General features: G+C 71.5%; 19 protein-coding genes. 13 read left to right on the top strand and 6 right to left on the bottom strand.

The window, feature by feature from the left end; all coding sequences use genetic code 11:
* Window positions 1–97 precede the first annotated feature (97 nt).
* On the top strand, window positions 98–1,234 hold the full coding sequence (locus FLX08_RS09465; RefSeq protein ID WP_142617904.1) for a CapA family protein: 1,137 nt from the start codon (window positions 98–100) through the stop codon (window positions 1,232–1,234).
* A 12-nt stretch (window positions 1,235–1,246) separates the two neighbouring features.
* Window positions 1,247–1,852 carry a CBS domain-containing protein gene (locus tag FLX08_RS09460; protein WP_142617903.1) on the top strand — a complete coding sequence of 202 codons (606 nt, stop codon included), beginning with the start codon at window positions 1,247–1,249 and terminating at the stop codon, window positions 1,850–1,852.
* Here FLX08_RS09460 and FLX08_RS09455 read toward each other — a convergent pair.
* Window positions 1,849–2,301 (bottom strand): MarR family winged helix-turn-helix transcriptional regulator, encoded by a 453-nt coding sequence (locus FLX08_RS09455; RefSeq protein WP_142617902.1) that lies wholly within the window; start codon window positions 2,299–2,301, stop codon window positions 1,849–1,851. The two genes, FLX08_RS09460 and FLX08_RS09455, sit on opposite strands and share 4 nt — an antisense overlap.
* A 97-nt stretch (window positions 2,302–2,398) precedes the next feature.
* On the opposite strand from FLX08_RS09455, the gene FLX08_RS09450 reads away from it, so the two are divergent.
* From FLX08_RS09450 to FLX08_RS09440, 3 genes are all read left to right on the top strand, one after another.
* Window positions 2,399–3,169 carry a pirin family protein gene (locus FLX08_RS09450; RefSeq protein WP_142617900.1) on the top strand — a complete coding sequence of 257 codons (771 nt, stop codon included), beginning with the start codon at window positions 2,399–2,401 and terminating at the stop codon, window positions 3,167–3,169.
* 85 nt (window positions 3,170–3,254) lie between these two features.
* On the top strand, window positions 3,255–3,590 hold the full coding sequence (locus tag FLX08_RS09445) for a GNAT family N-acetyltransferase (protein WP_142617898.1): 336 nt from the start codon (window positions 3,255–3,257) through the stop codon (window positions 3,588–3,590).
* Window positions 3,587–4,549, top strand: coding sequence for a pirin family protein (locus FLX08_RS09440; protein WP_208761349.1), 963 nt, complete (start codon window positions 3,587–3,589; stop codon window positions 4,547–4,549). Before FLX08_RS09445 ends, FLX08_RS09440 begins: the two co-directional genes overlap by 4 nt.
* On the opposite strand, the gene FLX08_RS09435 is transcribed toward FLX08_RS09440, so the two are convergent.
* On the bottom strand, window positions 4,542–6,005 hold the full coding sequence (locus tag FLX08_RS09435) for an MFS transporter (RefSeq protein ID WP_244312518.1): 1,464 nt from the start codon (window positions 6,003–6,005) through the stop codon (window positions 4,542–4,544). The two genes, FLX08_RS09440 and FLX08_RS09435, sit on opposite strands and share 8 nt — an antisense overlap.
* 118 nt (window positions 6,006–6,123) lie before the next feature.
* On the opposite strand from FLX08_RS09435, the gene FLX08_RS09430 reads away from it, so the two are divergent.
* The gene (locus FLX08_RS09430) at window positions 6,124–7,047 is read left to right on the top strand and encodes an SDR family oxidoreductase (protein WP_142617894.1); all 924 of its coding nucleotides are present in this window, start codon (window positions 6,124–6,126) and stop codon (window positions 7,045–7,047) included.
* A gap of 1 nt (window position 7,048) precedes the next feature.
* Entirely contained in the window at window positions 7,049–7,888 is an 840-nt protein-coding gene (locus FLX08_RS09425; RefSeq protein ID WP_142617892.1) for a MaoC/PaaZ C-terminal domain-containing protein, read from the top strand.
* Window positions 7,889–7,927: 39 nt separating this feature from the next.
* Here the strand turns inward: FLX08_RS09425 and FLX08_RS09420 are convergent, their stop codons facing one another.
* On the bottom strand, window positions 7,928–8,593 hold the full coding sequence (locus tag FLX08_RS09420) for a TetR/AcrR family transcriptional regulator (protein WP_142617890.1): 666 nt from the start codon (window positions 8,591–8,593) through the stop codon (window positions 7,928–7,930).
* A gap of 175 nt (window positions 8,594–8,768) precedes the next feature.
* On the opposite strand from FLX08_RS09420, the gene FLX08_RS09415 reads away from it, so the two are divergent.
* Together FLX08_RS09415 and FLX08_RS09410 are read left to right on the top strand one after the other, a co-directional pair.
* Complete coding sequence (locus FLX08_RS09415) at window positions 8,769–9,938, top strand: acyl-CoA dehydrogenase family protein (RefSeq protein WP_142617889.1); 1,170 nt, start codon at window positions 8,769–8,771, stop codon at window positions 9,936–9,938.
* Window positions 9,935–12,076 (top strand): acetate--CoA ligase family protein, encoded by a 2,142-nt coding sequence (locus tag FLX08_RS09410; protein WP_244312517.1) that lies wholly within the window; start codon window positions 9,935–9,937, stop codon window positions 12,074–12,076. The genes FLX08_RS09415 and FLX08_RS09410 overlap by 4 nt, the downstream gene beginning before the upstream one ends.
* An 88-nt stretch (window positions 12,077–12,164) precedes the next feature.
* On the opposite strand, the gene FLX08_RS09405 is transcribed toward FLX08_RS09410, so the two are convergent.
* Window positions 12,165–12,743: a class I SAM-dependent methyltransferase gene (locus FLX08_RS09405; protein ID WP_167530338.1), complete on the bottom strand. Its 579-nt coding sequence runs from the start codon at window positions 12,741–12,743 to the stop codon at window positions 12,165–12,167.
* A 241-nt stretch (window positions 12,744–12,984) separates the two neighbouring features.
* Here FLX08_RS09405 and FLX08_RS09400 point away from each other — a divergent pair, with 241 nt between their 5' ends.
* On the top strand, window positions 12,985–13,560 hold the full coding sequence (locus tag FLX08_RS09400; protein ID WP_167530337.1) for a TetR/AcrR family transcriptional regulator: 576 nt from the start codon (window positions 12,985–12,987) through the stop codon (window positions 13,558–13,560).
* A 36-nt stretch (window positions 13,561–13,596) separates the two neighbouring features.
* Here FLX08_RS09400 and FLX08_RS09395 read toward each other — a convergent pair whose 3' ends face one another.
* A complete protein-coding gene (locus FLX08_RS09395; RefSeq protein ID WP_208761348.1) occupies window positions 13,597–14,328 on the bottom strand; it encodes an alpha/beta fold hydrolase in 732 nt (243 codons plus the stop codon).
* Between the two features lie 204 nt (window positions 14,329–14,532).
* Between FLX08_RS09395 and FLX08_RS09390 the strand changes: the two genes are divergently transcribed.
* Together FLX08_RS09390 and FLX08_RS09385 are read left to right on the top strand one after the other, a co-directional pair.
* Window positions 14,533–15,276 (top strand): AraC family transcriptional regulator, encoded by a 744-nt coding sequence (locus tag FLX08_RS09390; RefSeq protein ID WP_142617884.1) that lies wholly within the window; start codon window positions 14,533–14,535, stop codon window positions 15,274–15,276.
* Between the two features lie 180 nt (window positions 15,277–15,456).
* Complete coding sequence (locus FLX08_RS09385; protein WP_142617882.1) at window positions 15,457–15,882, top strand: cellulose binding domain-containing protein; 426 nt, start codon at window positions 15,457–15,459, stop codon at window positions 15,880–15,882.
* 30 nt (window positions 15,883–15,912) lie between these two features.
* On the opposite strand, the gene FLX08_RS09380 is transcribed toward FLX08_RS09385, so the two are convergent.
* Window positions 15,913–16,362: a winged helix-turn-helix transcriptional regulator gene (locus tag FLX08_RS09380; protein WP_142617880.1), complete on the bottom strand. Its 450-nt coding sequence runs from the start codon at window positions 16,360–16,362 to the stop codon at window positions 15,913–15,915.
* A gap of 85 nt (window positions 16,363–16,447) precedes the next feature.
* Between FLX08_RS09380 and FLX08_RS41265 the strand changes: the two genes are divergently transcribed.
* Window positions 16,448–17,107, top strand: coding sequence for a VOC family protein (locus tag FLX08_RS41265; RefSeq protein ID WP_208761347.1), 660 nt, complete (start codon window positions 16,448–16,450; stop codon window positions 17,105–17,107).
* Window positions 17,108–17,120 lie beyond the last annotated feature (13 nt).

Genomic DNA, 17,120 nt, shown 5'->3' with positions numbered 1-17,120 from the left:
GGGCGGCCAGGGGGGAGGATGGAAGTGTGACGTCCATCGGCGCGCACGGCCACCGGGCTGCTCCGCCCTGGTGAGCCCGTGCCGGAGGAGGGGTGACATGCGGTCGGCGGCGGGGGACCCGGTGACGCTGTTCCTGTGCGGCGACGTCATGCTGGGCCGGGGCATCGACCAGATCCTTCCGCACCCCGGCGATCCCGTGCTCCAAGAGCCGTGCGTCCGGGACGCCCGCGTGTACGTCCAGCTGGCGGAGGCGGTCAACGGCCCGGTCCCGAGGGAGGGCGGCTACTCGTGGCCCTGGGGTGACGCCCTGGAGGTGCTCGACGAGGTCGCCCCCGACGCACGCGTGCTCAACCTGGAGACGAGCATCACCCGCAGCGACGACTTCGCGCCGGGCAAGCAGGTCCACTATCGGATGAACCCGGCCAACATCCCCGCCCTGGCGGTGGCCCGGCCCGACGTGTGCGTGCTGGCCAACAACCACGTGCTCGACTTCGGCGTACGCGGGCTCGTCGAGACGCTGGACGTGCTGGAGGAGGCGGGGCTCGACCAGGCGGGCGCGGGACGGGACGAGGACGAGGCGCGGCGGCCCGCGATCGTGACGCTCCCGGGCGGCGGGCGGGTCCTGGTGTTCGCGGTCGCGATGCCGTCCAGCGGCGTCCCCGCCGGATGGGCGGCTGCCCCCGACCGGCCCGGGGTGGCCTTCCTGCCCGAGGCGTCGCGCGACGCCGCGGCGGATATGGTCCGCCGGGTCAGGGAGGTCAAGCGGCCGGGGGACATCGCGGTCGTCTCCATCCATTGGGGTTCCAACTGGGGTTACGAGGTCGACGACGACCAGGTCGAGTTCGCGCACGCGCTGGTCGACGGCGGCGTCGATCTCGTCCACGGCCACTCCTCGCACCATCCCCGCCCGATCGAGGTGTATCGGGACCGGCTGATCCTCTACGGCTGCGGGGACTTCATCGATGACTACGAGGGCATCTCCGGATACGAGGCATACCGCGACGACCTGCGGCTGCTGTACTTCGTCACCGTCGAGGCGACGGCCGATCCGGCCTCGGGGCGGCTGCTGGAGCTGCGGATGGTGCCGATGCGGGCCGTACGGCTGCGGCTGCGGCACGCCGGCGGCGAAGACCGCGAGTGGCTGCGGGCGACACTCGACCGCGTCAGCCGGGACTTCGGCGCCCGGATCGTCCCGGCGCCCGGCGGCACGCTCGCCCTCGCGCCGGCCGGGTAGGAGGTGGTCACGATGCTGGTCCGCGAGATCATGACGACGCCGGTGGTGACGGTCCCGCACACGGCGACGATCAAGCAGGCCGTCCGCCTGCTGCACGAGCAGGACATCACGGCCGCGCCGGTCGTGGACGGGACCGGGCGGATGGTCGGGATCGTCAGCGAGATGGACCTGCTGCGCGGGGAGTTCGGGGCCAACCCCCGGGCCTTCCTGCGTCCCGAGGCCCTGCCCACGGGCAGGCCGCCCGCGCTCGTCGAGGAGGTCATGACCCCGCGCGTCGGCACCGTGGGGGAGGACGCCGACACCATGGACCTGGTCGAACTGATGATCACGACGGGGGTGAAGAGCGTCCCCGTCGTGCGCGGCGGCGAGCTCGTGGGGATGGTCAGCCGCCGCGACCTGATGGGCCTGCTGGCCCACGGAGACGAGCGGATCCGCGAAGACGTGCTCGTGGCGCTGCGCGACTGCGCCGACACGGCGTCCTTCGGCGCGGCCGTGCGCGACGGCGTCGTCGAGCTGTACGGCCCGGGCGACGAGCGGTCGGCCCGCATCGCCGAGCTGGTCGCCAGGACCGTCCCCGGAGTGGTCGACGTCGTCTTCCCCGAGGGGATCGTCAGTTAGTCGAGGCGGTCGAGCACGTCGGTGGCGAGCCGTTCGAGCGCGGTGACCTGGTCGCGGGTGAGGCCGTCGAAGAACAGGCCGCGCACGGTCTCCACGTGCCCGGGGGCCGCGGCCGTGATGGCCCGGCGGCCCTCCTCGGTGATCACGATGTACGCGCCGCGGCCGTCGTCGGCGCACTCCTCCCGCCTGACGAGCCCGCGGCGCTGCATCCGGGTGAGCTGGTGGGACAGCCGGCTCTGTTCCCATTGGAGGTCGCGCTGCAGCTCGTACGGCCGCAGCCGTCCCTCCTCGCGGTCGGTGAGGTGCACGAGGACGTCGTAGTCCGCCAGGGACAGGCCCGAGTCGGCCTGCAGCTGCCGGTTGAGCCTGGCGGTCAGGCGGCCCTGCATGCGCAGGTACGCCCGCCAGGCGCGCTGCTCGTCCGCGTCGAGCCACCGGGGGCTGTTCATGCTCTCCAGGCTATCCGGAATCAATGACTCGTCATGTATGTTGTGAGGCACCAGTAGATGACACATCATCTACATGGCGACGAGGAAAGGGCATCCCATGACCACGACCAGGCCGACCCCTCGTGTGGACGTCCGCCGGGCGGCCGAGCGCTTCGCCACCCGCATCTCCTGGCTGGATTCCAAGCACTCGTTCTCGTTCGGCGGCCACTACGACCCCGACAACACCCACCACGGGCTGCTGCTGGTCAACAACGACGACGTCGTCCACCCGGGCACCGGCTTCGAGACCCACCCGCACCGCGACATGGAGATCGTCACCTGGGTGCTCCAGGGCTCCCTGGTCCACCAGGACTCCGAGGGCCACTCGGGCGTCATCTACCCGGGCCTGGCCCAGCGCATGAGCGCCGGCACCGGCATCCTGCACTCCGAGAAGAACGACTCCTGGCGGCTGACCGGCGGCGACACTCACGACAAGCCGGTGCACTTCGTCCAGATGTGGGTGGTCCCCGACGAGCCCGGCATCACGCCCGGCTACGAGCAGCTGGAGATCGAGAACGAGCTGCTGGCCGGCGGCCTGGTGCCGGTCGCCAGCGGCATGGACAAGCACGCCGGCGAGGCGGCCATCCGGATCAAGAACCGGTACGCCGCGCTGTACGCCGCGCGTCTCCAGCCGGGCCAGAGCGTGGAGCTGCCCGAGGCGCCGTTCCTGCACCTGTTCGTACCCCGGGGGAGCGTCACCCTGGAAGGTGCGGGCACTCTGGAGACCGGCGACGCCGTACGATTCACCGCCACCGGCGGCCAGAAGGTCACCGCGACGGAGTCCGCCGAGATCCTGGTGTGGGAGATGCACGCGACGATCGCCGCCTGACGACGATCCCGGAATGAACGGTCCCGGAATGAACGGTCCCGGAACAGACGATTCCGGAATAGACGTCCCGGAAGAAGGAGAACCGATGCAGCAGTCAGAACCGCAGGTCGCCGACAACCCGGAGGCGAGCCGCTTCGAGATCACCGTGGACGGCGCCCTCGCCGGTTTCGCCGAATATCGGCTCAACGGGCCGAGGATCTCCTTCACCCACACCGAGATCGACCCGGCCTTCGGGGGCCGGGGCCTCGGCTCGACGCTGGTCAAGGCGGCACTCGACGCCGCCAGGGACGCCGGGCTGTCGGTCCTGCCGTTCTGCCCGTTCGTGCAGCGCTACATCGAGCGCCACCCGGACTACCTCGACCTGGTGCCCGCCGACCAGCGGGCCAGGTTCTCCCTGGACGGCGGGGAGGGATCGAAGTGAGCCCGGGGGAGCCGGCGCTGTACGGATGCACGGTGGCGGCCGAGGCGGAACCGGAGAGCGTGCTCCTGCCCGGCCACGACGTGCCGCTCGGCCGCTACACGACCGTGCGCCGGCTGCTCCCGCAGCGCCCGCGCCGGATGGTCGGCGCGTGGTGTTTCGTCGACCACTTCGGGCCCGACGACGTGAGCGGCCGGCCGGGCATGCAGGTGCCGCCGCATCCGCACACCGGCCTGCAGACGGTCACGTGGCTCGCGGAGGGCGAGATCCTGCACCGCGACAGCCTCGGCAACGTCCAGTCGATCGTGCCGGGTCAGCTCAACCTGATGACCGCCGCCCACGGCATCGCGCATTCGGAGCAGTCGCCGCCGGAGCACCCGCCGGGCATGCACGGCCTGCAGCTGTGGGTCGCGCTGCCGGAGGAGGCCCGGCACGGCGAGGCGCGGTTCGAGCACCACGCCGCGCTGCCCGTCCTGCGCGACGGCGACGTCACGGTGACCGTCGTGGTGGGCGAGGCCGGGCCGCTGCGCTCGCCCGCCATCGTGCACACCCCGCTGCTCGGGGCCGAGGTGCTGTTCGCGGGGCACGGAGAGCACCGGCTGCCGGTGGACCCGGCCTTCGAGACGGCGGTGCTGGCCATGTCGGGCACGGCCGGCGTCGCCGGGGTCGCGCTGAGCCCCGGCTCGCTGCTCTATCTCGGCCAGGGCCGTACGGAGATCACGATCGAGGCGGCCGGTCCGGCCCGGCTGTTCGTGCTGGGCGGCACGCCGTTCGAGGAGCCCCTGGTGATGTGGTGGAACTTCGTCGGCCGTTCGCACGAGGAGATCGCGCGGGCGCGCGACGACTGGATGCGGGGCGGCCGCTTCGGCGTCGTCCCGGGCGGGCAGGAGCCGCTGCCCGCCCCCGAGATGCCCACCGTGCGGCTGAAGGCCCGCGACCGGCACGGCCGCGTCCTCAGCTGACCGGCGAGCCCGCCCGCCTTCTGGTGAAGCAGGTCAGCACGGCCAGCGCGGAGACGGCGGTCATGCAGGCCAGCGCCCAGCGATAGCCGGTCACGAGCTGCTCGACCGCCGTGGACGAGACGTGGGACAGCGTTCCCGCGAAGACGGCGTCGTGCAGCCCGGCCGGCAGCGGCACCGTGATGATCGACAGGACCAGCGCGGTGCCGACCACCACCCCGGTGTTCTGCAGCATCAGGCGCATGGCGTTGACGATCCCCAGCCGGTGCGACGGCACCCCGTCGAGGATCGCGGTGGTGTTGGACGGCAGGAACATGCCCGAACCGACGCCGATCAGCACGAGGGCGGCCATGAGCGCCGCGGACGAGACGCCGGGGGAGATCAGGCACAGCAGGACGGCCAGGCCCGCCGTCGTCAGCGAGGTCGCGGCGACGGCCACCGTGCGCGGGCCGAGGCGGCGCAGCACGAAGCCCGCCCCGACCGACGCCGCCATCGCCGCGATCGAGAGCGGCAGCACCTTCAGCGCCGCGCGCACCGGGTCCTCCCCGCGTACGGCCTGGTAGAACAGCGACACGAGGAGCACCACCCCGACCCGGGCGGTCGAGTTGAGGAACGACGCCAGCGTCCCGAGGGCGAACGTGACGTCGCGGAACATCCGGATGTCCACGACGGGATGACGGGCCCGCAGCTCCCGCACGACGAACAGCGGCAGCGTCACGGCGAACACGACGAGCCCGGACACCACCATCGGATGTCCCCAGCCGAGCCGGGTCACCTCCGACAGCGCGAGCAGCAGGCCGCCGAGACAGGCGAGCACGAGCGCGTTGCCGGACAGGTCGAGCCCCCGGTCGCGGCCCTGCGGCGGTCCGGGACGCAGCGCCACCGCACCCCAGACCAGGCACGCGACGCCGAGGGGCACGTTGTACCAGAACACCCAGCGCCAGCCGAGATGCTCGGTGAACAGGCCGCCGAGCGACGGGCCCGCGAGCTGGGCGATGGAGAACGACGCGGTGTAGACGCCCATCCCCTCGCCGAGCCGCGACTTGGGGAAGGCGTCGGTCACCAGGGCGGCGCTGTTGGTCAGCAGCATGGCCCCGCCCGCCGCCTGCAGCACCCGCAGCGCCACGATGACCCACGCGCCCGGTGCGAGCCCGGCCAGCAGGCTGGCGACGGTGTAGGTGGCCAGGCCGCCGAGATACATCGCCCGCCGCCCGAACAGGTCGGCGAGCCGGCCGAACACGACCATGAGCACGGTCGTCGTGAGCTGGAAGGCGAGCAGGATCCAGCTCGCGGCATCCGCGCTCGCGTGCGTCTGCCGTACGACCTCGGGGAGCGCCACGTTGAGCGCGCTGCCGCCGAGCGCGGTCAGGACGCTGGCCATGCTCACGACCGACAGCGTCCGCCAGGCGCGGCGCAGCCGCTCCCGCTCGCCGGGGTCCGCCGCGATGGTCCGCGGCACGGCCGTCATCGTACGGCGAGCTGGATCATGACCGGCTCCTCCCTACCGAATTCTAGATTCCATTACTAGAATCACGTTCACACGCGGTCGGGTCAAGGTCGAGTCAAGGGAGCTGCGCATGGGCGGAATCGTGGAAGGCCGGGTCGTGATCGTCACCGGCGCCGCGCGGGGCATCGGGCGGGGACACGCGCTGGAGTTCGCGCGCCAGGGCGCCAAGGTCGTCGTCAACGACCTGGGCGCGGAGGTCGACGGCACCGGGTCGTCCACCGGCGCCGCGGGCGAGGTGGTCGAGGAGATCAGGGCCATGGGCGGCGAGGCCGTGGTCGACGGCGAGGACGTCTCCGACTTCGACGGCGCGCAGCGCATGATCAGGAGGGCCGTGGAGACCTTCGGCGACCTGCACGTCCTGGTCAACAACGCGGGCATCCTGCGCGACCGGATGCTCGTCAACATGACCGCCGACGAGTGGGACGCGGTCATCCGGGTGCACCTGCGCGGCACCTTCGCCCCGCTGCGGCACGCCGCCGCCTACTGGAGGTCCAGGGCCAAGGCCGGCGAGCCGGTGGACGCCCGGGTGATCAACACCACGTCGTCGTCCGGCATCTACGGCAACGCGGGCCAGGGCAACTACGGCGCGGCCAAGGCGGGGATCGCCTCGCTGACGATCATCGCGGCCAAGGAGCTGGCGCGTTATGGCGTGACGGTCAACGCGGTCGCGCCCGCCGCGCTCACCCGGATGACCGAGAACCTCATCCCGGGCGGGCGGCGGCCCGCCGAGGGCGGTTTCGACCCCGCGGCGCCGGACAACATCGCGCCGCTCGTGGTGTGGCTGGCGAGCGCGCAGTCGCGGGGGATCACGGGCCGGGTCTTCAACGTGCGCGGCGGGCACATCAGCGTGGCCGAGGGCTGGCACGCCGGGCCGGGGGTGGACAAGGACGCCCGGTGGGATCCGGCCGAGCTGGGCGAGGTGATCCCCGCCCTGGTCGACAAGGCCGCGCCGAACGCCCTCACCAGCGGGCGCATCCCCAGCGGGGAGGACTGACATGCCGCTCGACTACAGCCTGATCGGGGTGGAGAGCGCGCCGCACGAGCGGTCGTGGACGTCCGCCGACACCCTCCTGTACGCGCTGGGCGTCGGGGCGGGCACCGGCGAGCTCGCCTTCACCACGGAGAACTCGGCGGGCGTCCGGCAGCGGGTGCTGCCGACGTTCGCGGTCCTGGCCGCCCAGGCCCCCACGGGGCGGCGGCTCGGCGACTTCGACCCGGCCATGCTCGTGCACGCCGAGCAGGCGTTCGAGCTGCACCGCGAGCTGCCGCCCGCCGGTCGCGTACGGACCACCTCGACGGTGACCGGCATCTACGACAAGGGCTCGGGGGCGCTGGTGACGATCGAGGCCAGGGCGGCGGACGCCGAGAGCGGCGAGCCGCTGATCACGAGCCGCAGCTCGGTGTTCATCCGCGGCGAGGGCGGGTTCGGCGGCGACCGGGGTCCCCGCGACGAGTGGGCAGAGCCCGGCAGGCCGCCGGACCACACGGTGACCTACGAGACCCGCCAGGACCAGGCATTGCTCTACCGCCTGTCCGGAGACCGCAACCCGCTGCACTCCGACCCCGTCTTCGCCGCCCGCGCCGGCTTCCCCCGGCCGATCCTGCACGGGCTATGCACGTACGGGATCACCGGGCGGGCGCTGCTGCACGCGGTGGCGGGGTCGGATCCGGCGCGCTTCGCGGCCATGTCGGGGCGGTTCAGCAAGCCGGTCTTCCCGGGCGAGACGCTGACGGTGTCGATCTGGGTGGACGGCCTGACCGCGTCGTTCCGTACGGCGAAGGAGGACGGCACGGTGGTCATCGACCGGGGCAGGGCGGCCTTCCGCCCCGCCTGACGAGGCGCGTCGCGCGAGGCGTCGGAGGGGCCTGCCGGGTCAGCCGAGCGCGGCCTCGGCGTCGCCCACGGCGTCGGTGGCGGCGTCGTGGGTGGCCAGGGGGTCGCCGAAGCGGCGGATCAGCGCGATCGCCGCCTCGACGACCTCCTGGGCCTCCTCCTCGGTCTCGCTCGTCGCGACCTCGCGGCCCGCCTCGCCGATCACGCTGGTGAGCACCGAGACGGTGAGGCGGTCGGTCGGCGTGTTCGCCGCGCCGAGCAGGACGGCGTTCTGCCTGACCCACTCCCGGCCGCGGGTGCGCCGCATCAGCTCGAACCCCGGCGGGCCGTCGCCGTCCATGAACAGCCGGGCCAGGTCGCGCCGCTGCCACGACCCTTCGAGGAACGCCCTGGCCCCGGCGATGAACAGCTCGACGGGATCCTTCACGCCCGCCTGCTTGGCCGCGGCGACGCTGGCGGCGGCGGCCTCCTCGTGGGCGGCCTGGTGCTCCTCATACAGCGCGAGGAACAGCTCGGTCTTGCCCCCGAAGTGGTGATAGAGGCTGCCGACGCTGGAGCCCGCGCGCTCGACGACGTCCGCGACGTTGGCGTCGGCGAAGCCGTGCTCGGAGAAGACATCACGGGCGGCCTGAAGCATGCTCTTTCGCGTCTGGGCGGTGCGGCTCCACTCCCACGAGCCGCTCTTGCCGCCGGGCTTGCGTGCCATCTGGGGCTCCTTGTTTCCGGGGACGGCGTGTCCGCGGTCGGCGCGTTTTCCAGGGACGAGGCCATCGTAGCCGGTCTAATTCTAGAAACTGATTCCAGACCTCTTGACACCCCTCCGGCGGGGAACCAGGCTGGAACCGATTCCTAGAGAGAAATTCTAGAAAAGAGTCGCGTCGATGGACTTCTCCCTGAGCCCAGAGGAACTGCAGATCCGTGACACCATCCGCGCGTTCGTGGAGCGGGAGATCATGCCGCTCGAACCCGAGGTGCTGCGCAGCGAGCGCGCCGGCGGCCCCGGGCTCGATCCCGGGGTCCTGCGCGACCTGCGGCTCAAGGCGAAGAAGATGGGCTTCTGGGGCATCAACACCCCCGAGGAGTACGGCGGAGCCGCCCTGGGCCCGGTCATGTCCGCGATCATCGCCATGGAGATGGGGCGGACGTTCGTGCCGTTCAGCTTCGGCGGGTCGGCCGACAACATCCTCTACGCCGGCACCGAGGAGCAGAAGCGGCGCTACCTCATCCCGACCATCGAAGGCGAACGGCGTTCCTGCTTCGCCATCACCGAGCCGGGTGCGGGCTCGGACGCCCGCAACATCCGTACGCGTGCCGTCAAGGACGGCGGCGACTGGGTCATCAACGGCGAGAAGACCTTCATCACCGGCGGCAACGAGGCCGACTTCGTGATGGTGTTCGCGGTGACCGACCCCGACAAGGGCGCCAACGGCGGCGTCACCTGCTTCCTGGCCGACCGCGACATGGGCTGGAAGTCCGAGCCGATCCCGACGATGGGGCAGTGGGGCCCGGCCTCGCTGGTCTTCGAGGACGTCAGGGTGCCGGAGGAGAACATCCTCGGCGAGCTCGGCAGGGGCTTCGAGCTGGCGATGCAGTGGATCGGCCAGGGCCGCTACATGATCCCCGCGCGGGCGGTCGGCTCGGCCGAGCGCATGCTCCAGATGGCGATCGACTACGCCAAGATCCGCGTGTCGATGGGCAAGCCGATCGCCGAATATCAGGCGATCCAGTGGATGATCGCCGACTCGCAGGTGGAGATCGAGGCGGCCAAGTGGCTCACCCTGCACGCCGCCTGGCGCGTGCAGCAGGGCATGGACGCCCGGCACGCCTCCTCGATCGCCAAGCTGAACGGCGCCGTCATGGCCAACGAGGTCGTCGACCGCGTGCTGCAGATCCACGGCGGCATGGGCTACACCAAGGAGCTGCCCATCGAGCGGTGGTATCGCGAGCTGCGCCTGTTGCGGATCTTCGAGGGCACCGACGAGATCCAGCGCCGGACGATCGCCCGCAACCTGCTCAGGGGCCACGCCCGCCTCGGCACGATCGGGGAATGAGGATGCCGGTAGGAGAGCTGTTCAACCCCCGGTCGATCGCCCTGGTCGGGGCGACGGACAAGTCCGGCTGGTCGATCAGCACGCTGACCAACCTCCGTACGCACGGCTTCCGCGGGCCCGTCCACCTGGTCAACCCGCGCGGCGGCGTCGTGCACGGCGAGCAGGCCCATCGCAGCCTGTCCGGCATCCCCGGCCAGGTCGACCTCGCGTACGTGATGGTGCCGACGACGGCCGTGCTGTCCGTGCTCCGCGAGGGAGCCAAGCTCGGCATCCGCCACTACGTGATCCTCACGGCGGGCTTCGGCGAGACCGGCCCGGAGGGCGCCGCCCTGGAGGTGGAGGTCGTCGACTTCGCCAGGGAGAACGACCTCACCGTGCTCGGCCCCAACGGCAACGGCTTCATCAACGCCGCCGCCGACGTCACGCCGTACGGCCTGCCGATCCCGTCGCCGCTGCTGCGCGGGCCGGTGGGGGTGGTGCTGCAGAGCGGCGCGCTGGCCAGCTCGGTGCTCGGCTTCGCCCAGGCCCGCAACGTCGGGATCAGCCTGCTCACCTCGATGGGCAACGAGTCGCTCGTCACCGTCACCGACGTGATCGACTACCTGGTGGACGACCCGGCGACCAAGGCCATCGCGCTGTTCCTCGAATCGGTCCGCGACCCGGCGGCGTTCTCCCGGGCGGCGCGCCGGGCGCTGCTCGCGGGCAAGCCGATCGTCGCGCTGAAGATCGGCCGCAGCCGGCTCGCCTCCCGCACCGCCCAGGCCCACACCGGCGCGCTCGTGGGCGACGACAACGTGATCGACGCGGCGTTCCGGCAGCTCGGGGTGGTGCGGGTGCGGTCGCTTGAGGACCTCATCATCACCGCGGGCCTGCTGGCCGAGGTGGGCCCGCTGCCGGGCCCGCGGATCGGCGTCGTCACGCCGTCAGGCGGCGCGTCGGAGATCATCGCCGACCGGGCCGAGGACGAGGGGCTGGAGCTGCCGGCGTTCGCCCCGGAGACCGTCGCGCGGCTGCGGGAGATCGTGCCCGCCTTCGGCACCGTGCAGAACCCCCTCGACGTCACCGGCTACGTGCTCATCGACCGCACGCTGCTCGGCCGCGCGCTGGAGGCCGTCACCGCCGACCCCGGCGTGGACGCGGTCATGCTGCTGTCGGACCTCCCGCGCGTCGCGCCGCCCGACCCCGCGCCTGTGTACGCCACCTACTCGGCCAGCGCCAAGCGGATGGCCGAGGCGCCGATGCCGGTCGTCGTCGTGAGCAACGTGCTGACCGACGTCACCGAGTTCGGCCGCGACGTCCAGCGGCAGGCGGGGTTCCCGTACGTCGCGGGCGGCATCGAGCACGGCATGCACGCCATCGGCGCGGCCGTCCGATGGGGGAGGGCCTACCGCGCCGCCGTATCGGCCGGCGGCGCCGCTCCAGGGAGAGCCGCGGTGAACGCGCCGGCGATCGAGGCGGCGATCGAGGCGGGGACGGGGGTGTGGACCGAGCACCGGGCCGCCGCCCTGCTGGCGTCCGCCGGGATCCCGGTCGTGCCCGGCGAGCTGGTGCACGACGAGGAGTCGGCGGTGGCGGCGGCGGTCGGGTTCGGCTACCCGGTCGTTCTCAAGGCCGCCGCAGAAGGCCTGGGGCACAAGAGCGACATCGGCGGGGTCCGGCTGGGCCTGTCCGGCGCGCGGGACGTCGAGCGGGCCTACCGCGAGGTCGTGGCCGCCGCCGCGGCGGTCCCCGGCGCCGGCCGGGTGGGCGCGCTCGTCCAGCCGCAGCGCGGCGGCGGCGTGGAACTGCTGGTCGGCGTCGTACGCGACCCGGCGTGGGGGCTCACCCTGGCCGTCGGCCTGGGTGGGATCTGGGTCGAGGCGCTGCGTGACACGGCGCTGCGCGTGCTGCCGGTGGACGCGGCCGAGGTGCGGTGGGCGCTCGGCGAGCTGCGCGGCGCCGCGCTGCTGCGGGGCGCCCGAGGCGCGGAGCCCGCCGACCTCGACGCCGTCGCCGAGGTCGTGGCCCGCGTCGCCGCCCTCGCCGAGAGCCTCGGCGAGGGCCTGGAGTCGCTGGAGATCAACCCCCTGCTCGTGCGCGGCTCCCACGTGGAGGCCCTCGACGCGCTCGTCGCCTGGCGCGACCGGCCGGGCCGCTGACCTCGAGACTGACCCCGTAGTACGCCTGTGCGCGGCCGGCCCGCCGCGCACAGGCGGCTCGCCCGGCCGCGCGGGCCCGTGAGGTGTTTCAGGAACGGGAATCGAGTGGGCGAACGGCGTTGACGTAGTACAGCACCGGTCCCACGGTGCCCGTGCTCTCGACGCGAAGGCCGGCGGCGGGAACCAGACCGGCGAGCAGTTCCGGCATGGTGGGCCGCATGGCGGGACCGGCCAGCACGGCCGCGAGGCGGGCGGCGAGGGGGTTGGCCGGCGGACGGAACTCGGCGATCAGCACCTGTCCGCCCGGCCGCAGGACGCGGAACATCTCCTTCACGGCGGTGCCGCGGGCGGAGACGGGCATGTGGTGAACGGCGAAACTGGAAACCACGATGTCGAACGAGGCGTCGGGGAAAGGCATCGCCTGCCCCTCGCCCACCTCATAAGAGCAGTTGCCGGGTGAACGCCGACGGGCGTGGGCGATCATCGCCGGCGACGGGTCGAGGCCGGTCACCCGCCCTTCGCGCCCCACGAGCGGAGCCAGCATCCGGGTCAGATAGCCGGTGCCGCATCCGACGTCCAGGATCTGATGGCCCGTCCCGGCGCCCGACAGCGCGGCCAGACGCGTGAAAACGCTGCGGCGGCGTCCGAGGAAGCCGATTTCGGCCAAGACGTCGTATCCCCGCGGGTAATCGATCGTGCCGCCCCCGTCACCGTGTTTCGAGTGACCGTGCAGGAGCTTTCCTGCGCTCAATGGGATTCTCCTCCTTGTTTCGAAACAATGTGTTCGGTTATAAATGATCGATTCGTGGCCGTGAGGCGGTCAACAAGCAGATTCGGCAGGCTGTGCCGTACGGGACAGGGGTGGGAAGGTGTCCGGGAACCCGCGGCGGGAGAGCTCCGACCGCCGGGTGCGGCGCACCCGGCGGGCCGTTCAACAGGCGCTGACCGAGCTGATCCTGGAGAAGGGCTATGAGACGGTGACGGTCACGGACCTGATCAACCGCGCCAACGTCGGCCGCTCGACCTTCTACGCGCACTTCACCGACAAGCAGGATGTGCTGTTCAGCAACCTGGACGAACTCTCCGGCCTCCTCCATCTCGCTCCCGCGTCCCGGCCGGGCACGTTGTTCGCCTTCAGCCTGCCGATGTTCGAGCACCTTCAGGAGCAGCGCCGCCTCGTACGAGCACTGCTCGGACGGCGTGGGGGCAGCGTCGTGATGGCGCGCGGAGAGCAGATCATGGCCGCGGTCGTCCGTGACGAACTGCTGGCGGGGCTGCCCGCAGGCAGCACACCGCCGGCATCGCTCGATCTGATGGTCACCTGCGTCGTCGGAGCGTTCATGGCACTGTTGCGCAAGTGGGCCGACGGCGAACTCACCGCCACGCCCGCCGAGATGGACGCGGCGTTCCGAGCGGTGGTGACGCCGGGCGTGGAAGAGGCGTTGGCCGCGAGTCCGCAAGGTCGCCGGTCCGCGCCGAGCTGACGCGCCCGGATCGAGTGGGGCGCTCGTGGCTCCGCGCTACTGCAGGGCGCTCGTGGCGCCGGGTCCACCGATCTCGACGCCATCGCGGAGGTCGTGGCCCGCGTCGCCGAGCAGCAGCGCGGCGACCGCCTCCGGGGCCTCGTGCATCGCGTCGTGGCCGGTCGGGAGGTCGTGGACCTGCCACTCGGGATCGGCGTGGAGCCGGGCGCGGAGCCCGGCGAAGGGCGTCCGGTCCTCCCACCCGGAGCAGTAGACGAACTCCCTGCGGGGGACCCGGGCGAGCGCGCCCGTGAGCCGGATCGCCTGCAGGAACGAGGCGAGGGGATGAGGACGGCGGCGGGGATCGCCGCCGTCCGGCGGACGCACGGCGTAGCCGGTGCTCGCGGCGCCGGCCGCGATCACTTCCCGGAAGTACTCGTTCGCCGACGACCACCACGACTCGCCGTCGCGCGGGACGAAGGCGTCGAGATGCACCAGCCGGGAGATCCGCCCGTCGGCGCGATCGGCGGCGGCGGCGATCACCATCCCGGCATAGCTGTGGCCGACCAGCGTCGCGCTGGTGATGCGGGCACGATCGAGGAGCCGCAACACGTCGCCGGCGTGCGTGTCGAGGTTGGCGGTCGCGACCGTCGCGGTGTCGTCGTCCGGCCGCAGACCGGTCAGGGTCAGGGCGTGAACGGTATGACCGGCGCCCTCCAGCAGCGGAACCACCGCCTCATACGCCCAGGAGCCCTTCCAACCGCCGGGCACAAGAACGAACGTCGCCATGTGTCTCTCCTTCTCTCTCGCTCCGCGGCGCAGAGGCGCGCGGCATCGCCTTGAGGAAGTGTCACGAGATCACGGCATGGCCGGCCACCGATACGATGCCACCCGATGCCCGTTCCCCGCCAACCTCGCCCCGTCGCCGGTGTGACCTCGCATATCTGGCCCTCGGGAGGGCGTCACCTGTGGGCGTCCGGTGAGACAAGCGGGGTGCAGTCGCACGCACGCGGGCACCTGGTGTACGCGGCGAGCGGCGTCCTGGCGGTCCACACCGAGCGCGGCACGTCGATCGTTCCCGCCAACCGGGTCGCCTGGACCCCGGCCGGGTTCACGCACTACCACCGCGCCCACGGCGACACCGACATGCGGATCGTCTTTCTCGCGCCGTCCCTCGCCCGGCTCATACCGGAGCATCCCGCCGTGTTCCTGGCCTCCGGCCTCGCCCGCGAGGTCCTGCTCGCCCTGACCGGCCCCCGCAACTACGGCGACGCCGCGCCTGCCTACAGCCGCTCCGCGCGCCTTCGCCTCCTTCGCGTCCTGGTCGACGAACTCCGCGAGGCACACGAACAGCCACTGCACCTGCCGGAGCCGCGGGACGACCGGCTGCAGGCCATCGCCTGGATGCTGCGGGAGAATCCGGCGGACAACGCCTCACTGGCCCAGCTCGGGAAGACGATCGGAGCGAGCACGCGCACCCTCAGCCGGCTGTTCCGCAACGAACTCGGCATGACCTTCTACGAGTGGCGCACGCAGCTACGCGTCCATCACGCGCTCGTGCTCCTCGCCGACGGCCACGACGTCACCCGGATCGCGTACGCCTGCGGATGGGCCAACCCCAGCGGCTTCATCGCGGCGTTCACCGACATCATCGGAACGACCCCGGGCCGTTACCGAAGTGGTCACCAGGTCACCGTTCCGGCGCGCGTGAAAAGCACGATTAACGACGTCGAGTAATGTCCTTCGTCACGCGGGCGGCGGTGAAACTTTCAGCGCGGCCGGTCGAAGTGGCGAACGTACGTATGGCAGAGCCGAGGCGCCGCGAATATGCCCCGGGAATTGTTTGACAGCGAATTTCGAGCGGCTCACGATCACATCGAAATCGGTTGTCACGGAACGCCGCCCTGAGGGGGATCGATGCGTTTTCTGCGGGCTTCGTCGGGGATCGGTATCGCCGGGCTTCTCCTGGCCACGGTGTTGACGGGGCCCGCCCAGGGGGCGCCCACGGACGTGCCGGCCGGGTACGACTGTGCGGTGACCTACGCCAGCCTGGGATGGGTCACCGGGTTCACGACCAGAGTGACGATCACCAACACCGGGACCCGGGCGTTCAGCCCCTGGATCCTGCAGTTCGTCTTCCCCGGCGGCCAGACGCTCATTCAGGGGTGGAATGCGACCTTCTCGCAGACTCCACCGAGCGTTCAGGCCGCTTCGAGCTGGCAGCCGAGCATCGATCCCGGCACGAGCTTCTATATCGGTTTCAACGCCTACGGGGCCGACGAACACCCCAGCGGCTTCACGCTCAACGGCGTTCCCTGCACGGTGACCTTCGAGCCTTACTGAGGCGGCGCCGTCCGGGGCGGCCTTCCGCCGTCAGGCCGAACCCGGGCCGGGGAGGAGGTCGACGTCGCCGGCGTGCATCGGCTCTCCGCAGTGACTGCAGCGGGGGTCGACGTGGGCGATCTGCCCGCAGGCGTGGTGACGGTAAAGGACGGGAGGCCCGGCCTCACCGGCCAGCCAGCGGTCACCCCACCGGGCCATCACCATGAGCATCTCGACGAGATCGGCGCCCTTGTCGGTGAGGTGGTACTCGTAGCGAGGGCGGGCGTCGTAGGGCCGCCGCTCGAGCACGCCCTGTTCGACCAGGTGGTTGAGCCGCTCGGTGAGCACCTTGCGGGAGATCCCCAGGTCGGCCTGGATGTGGTCGAAGCGGCGCACCCCGGCCCACACGTCGCGCAGGATCAGCGGCGACCAGGGCTCGCCGATCACGTCCAAGGTGCGCGCGATGGAACACGCCATGTCCCCGAACTGCGTTCGCTGCATGGCGGCAGTCTATCAACCGGGGTTCCCTCAAGGAACTTGAGGTGTTACCTTTGGGGTCTCTTCAAGAGACTTCGAAAGGAATCCCATGACCTTCGTCAGGCGCTTCGACCACGTCGGCATCACCGTCGCCGATCTCGATGCCGTGACGGCGTTCTTCGTCGGCCTCGGCCTGGAGGCCGATCCGAAGATGGCGGTCGAAGGTGAGTTCCTCGACACGGTGATCGGCATGAGCGGCGCCCGCACCGAGATCGTCATGCTGCGAGCGCCCGGGGGAGGCACGACGCTGGAGCTGTCGAGCTTCACACGGCCGGACCACCTCCCGGGTTCGCCCGCCGCGCCGGCCAACGAGCTTGGCCTGCGCAACGTCGCCGTCGCTGGCCGAGCGCATCGAGAAGTAGGAGACAGCATGAGCACGACCGTGACCGACGAACAGATCCGGGCTCTGGCCGCCACCGCGAAGCCGTACAGCCTGGCGCTCCTTCGGTGGGGGCCGGAACGGACCATGGACGGCGCGGACGCCATCGAACTCGAACACCAGCGGCGCATGGTGTCGCTGCGCGCCGAGGGGGTGATCGCGATCCTGTGCCCGGTCGCCTCCGACACCGTGGCCGGCGTCGCGATCATGACCGTGCCGGCCGAGGAAGCCGCGGAGATCATGGCCGGGGACCCCTGCGTCCGAGCTGGAATGATGCGCTGCGAGGTCCACCCCTGCCACGGCTTCCCCGGAGACACCCTCCCCGGATGAGGATGCCGCCGAG

The organism is Microbispora hainanensis (assembly GCF_006874475.1).
Taxonomy (GTDB): domain Bacteria; phylum Actinomycetota; class Actinomycetes; order Streptosporangiales; family Streptosporangiaceae; genus Microbispora; species Microbispora hainanensis.
The sequence above is the reverse complement of the archived record's forward strand: the minus strand, read 5'-3'. Positions and strand labels throughout refer to the sequence as shown.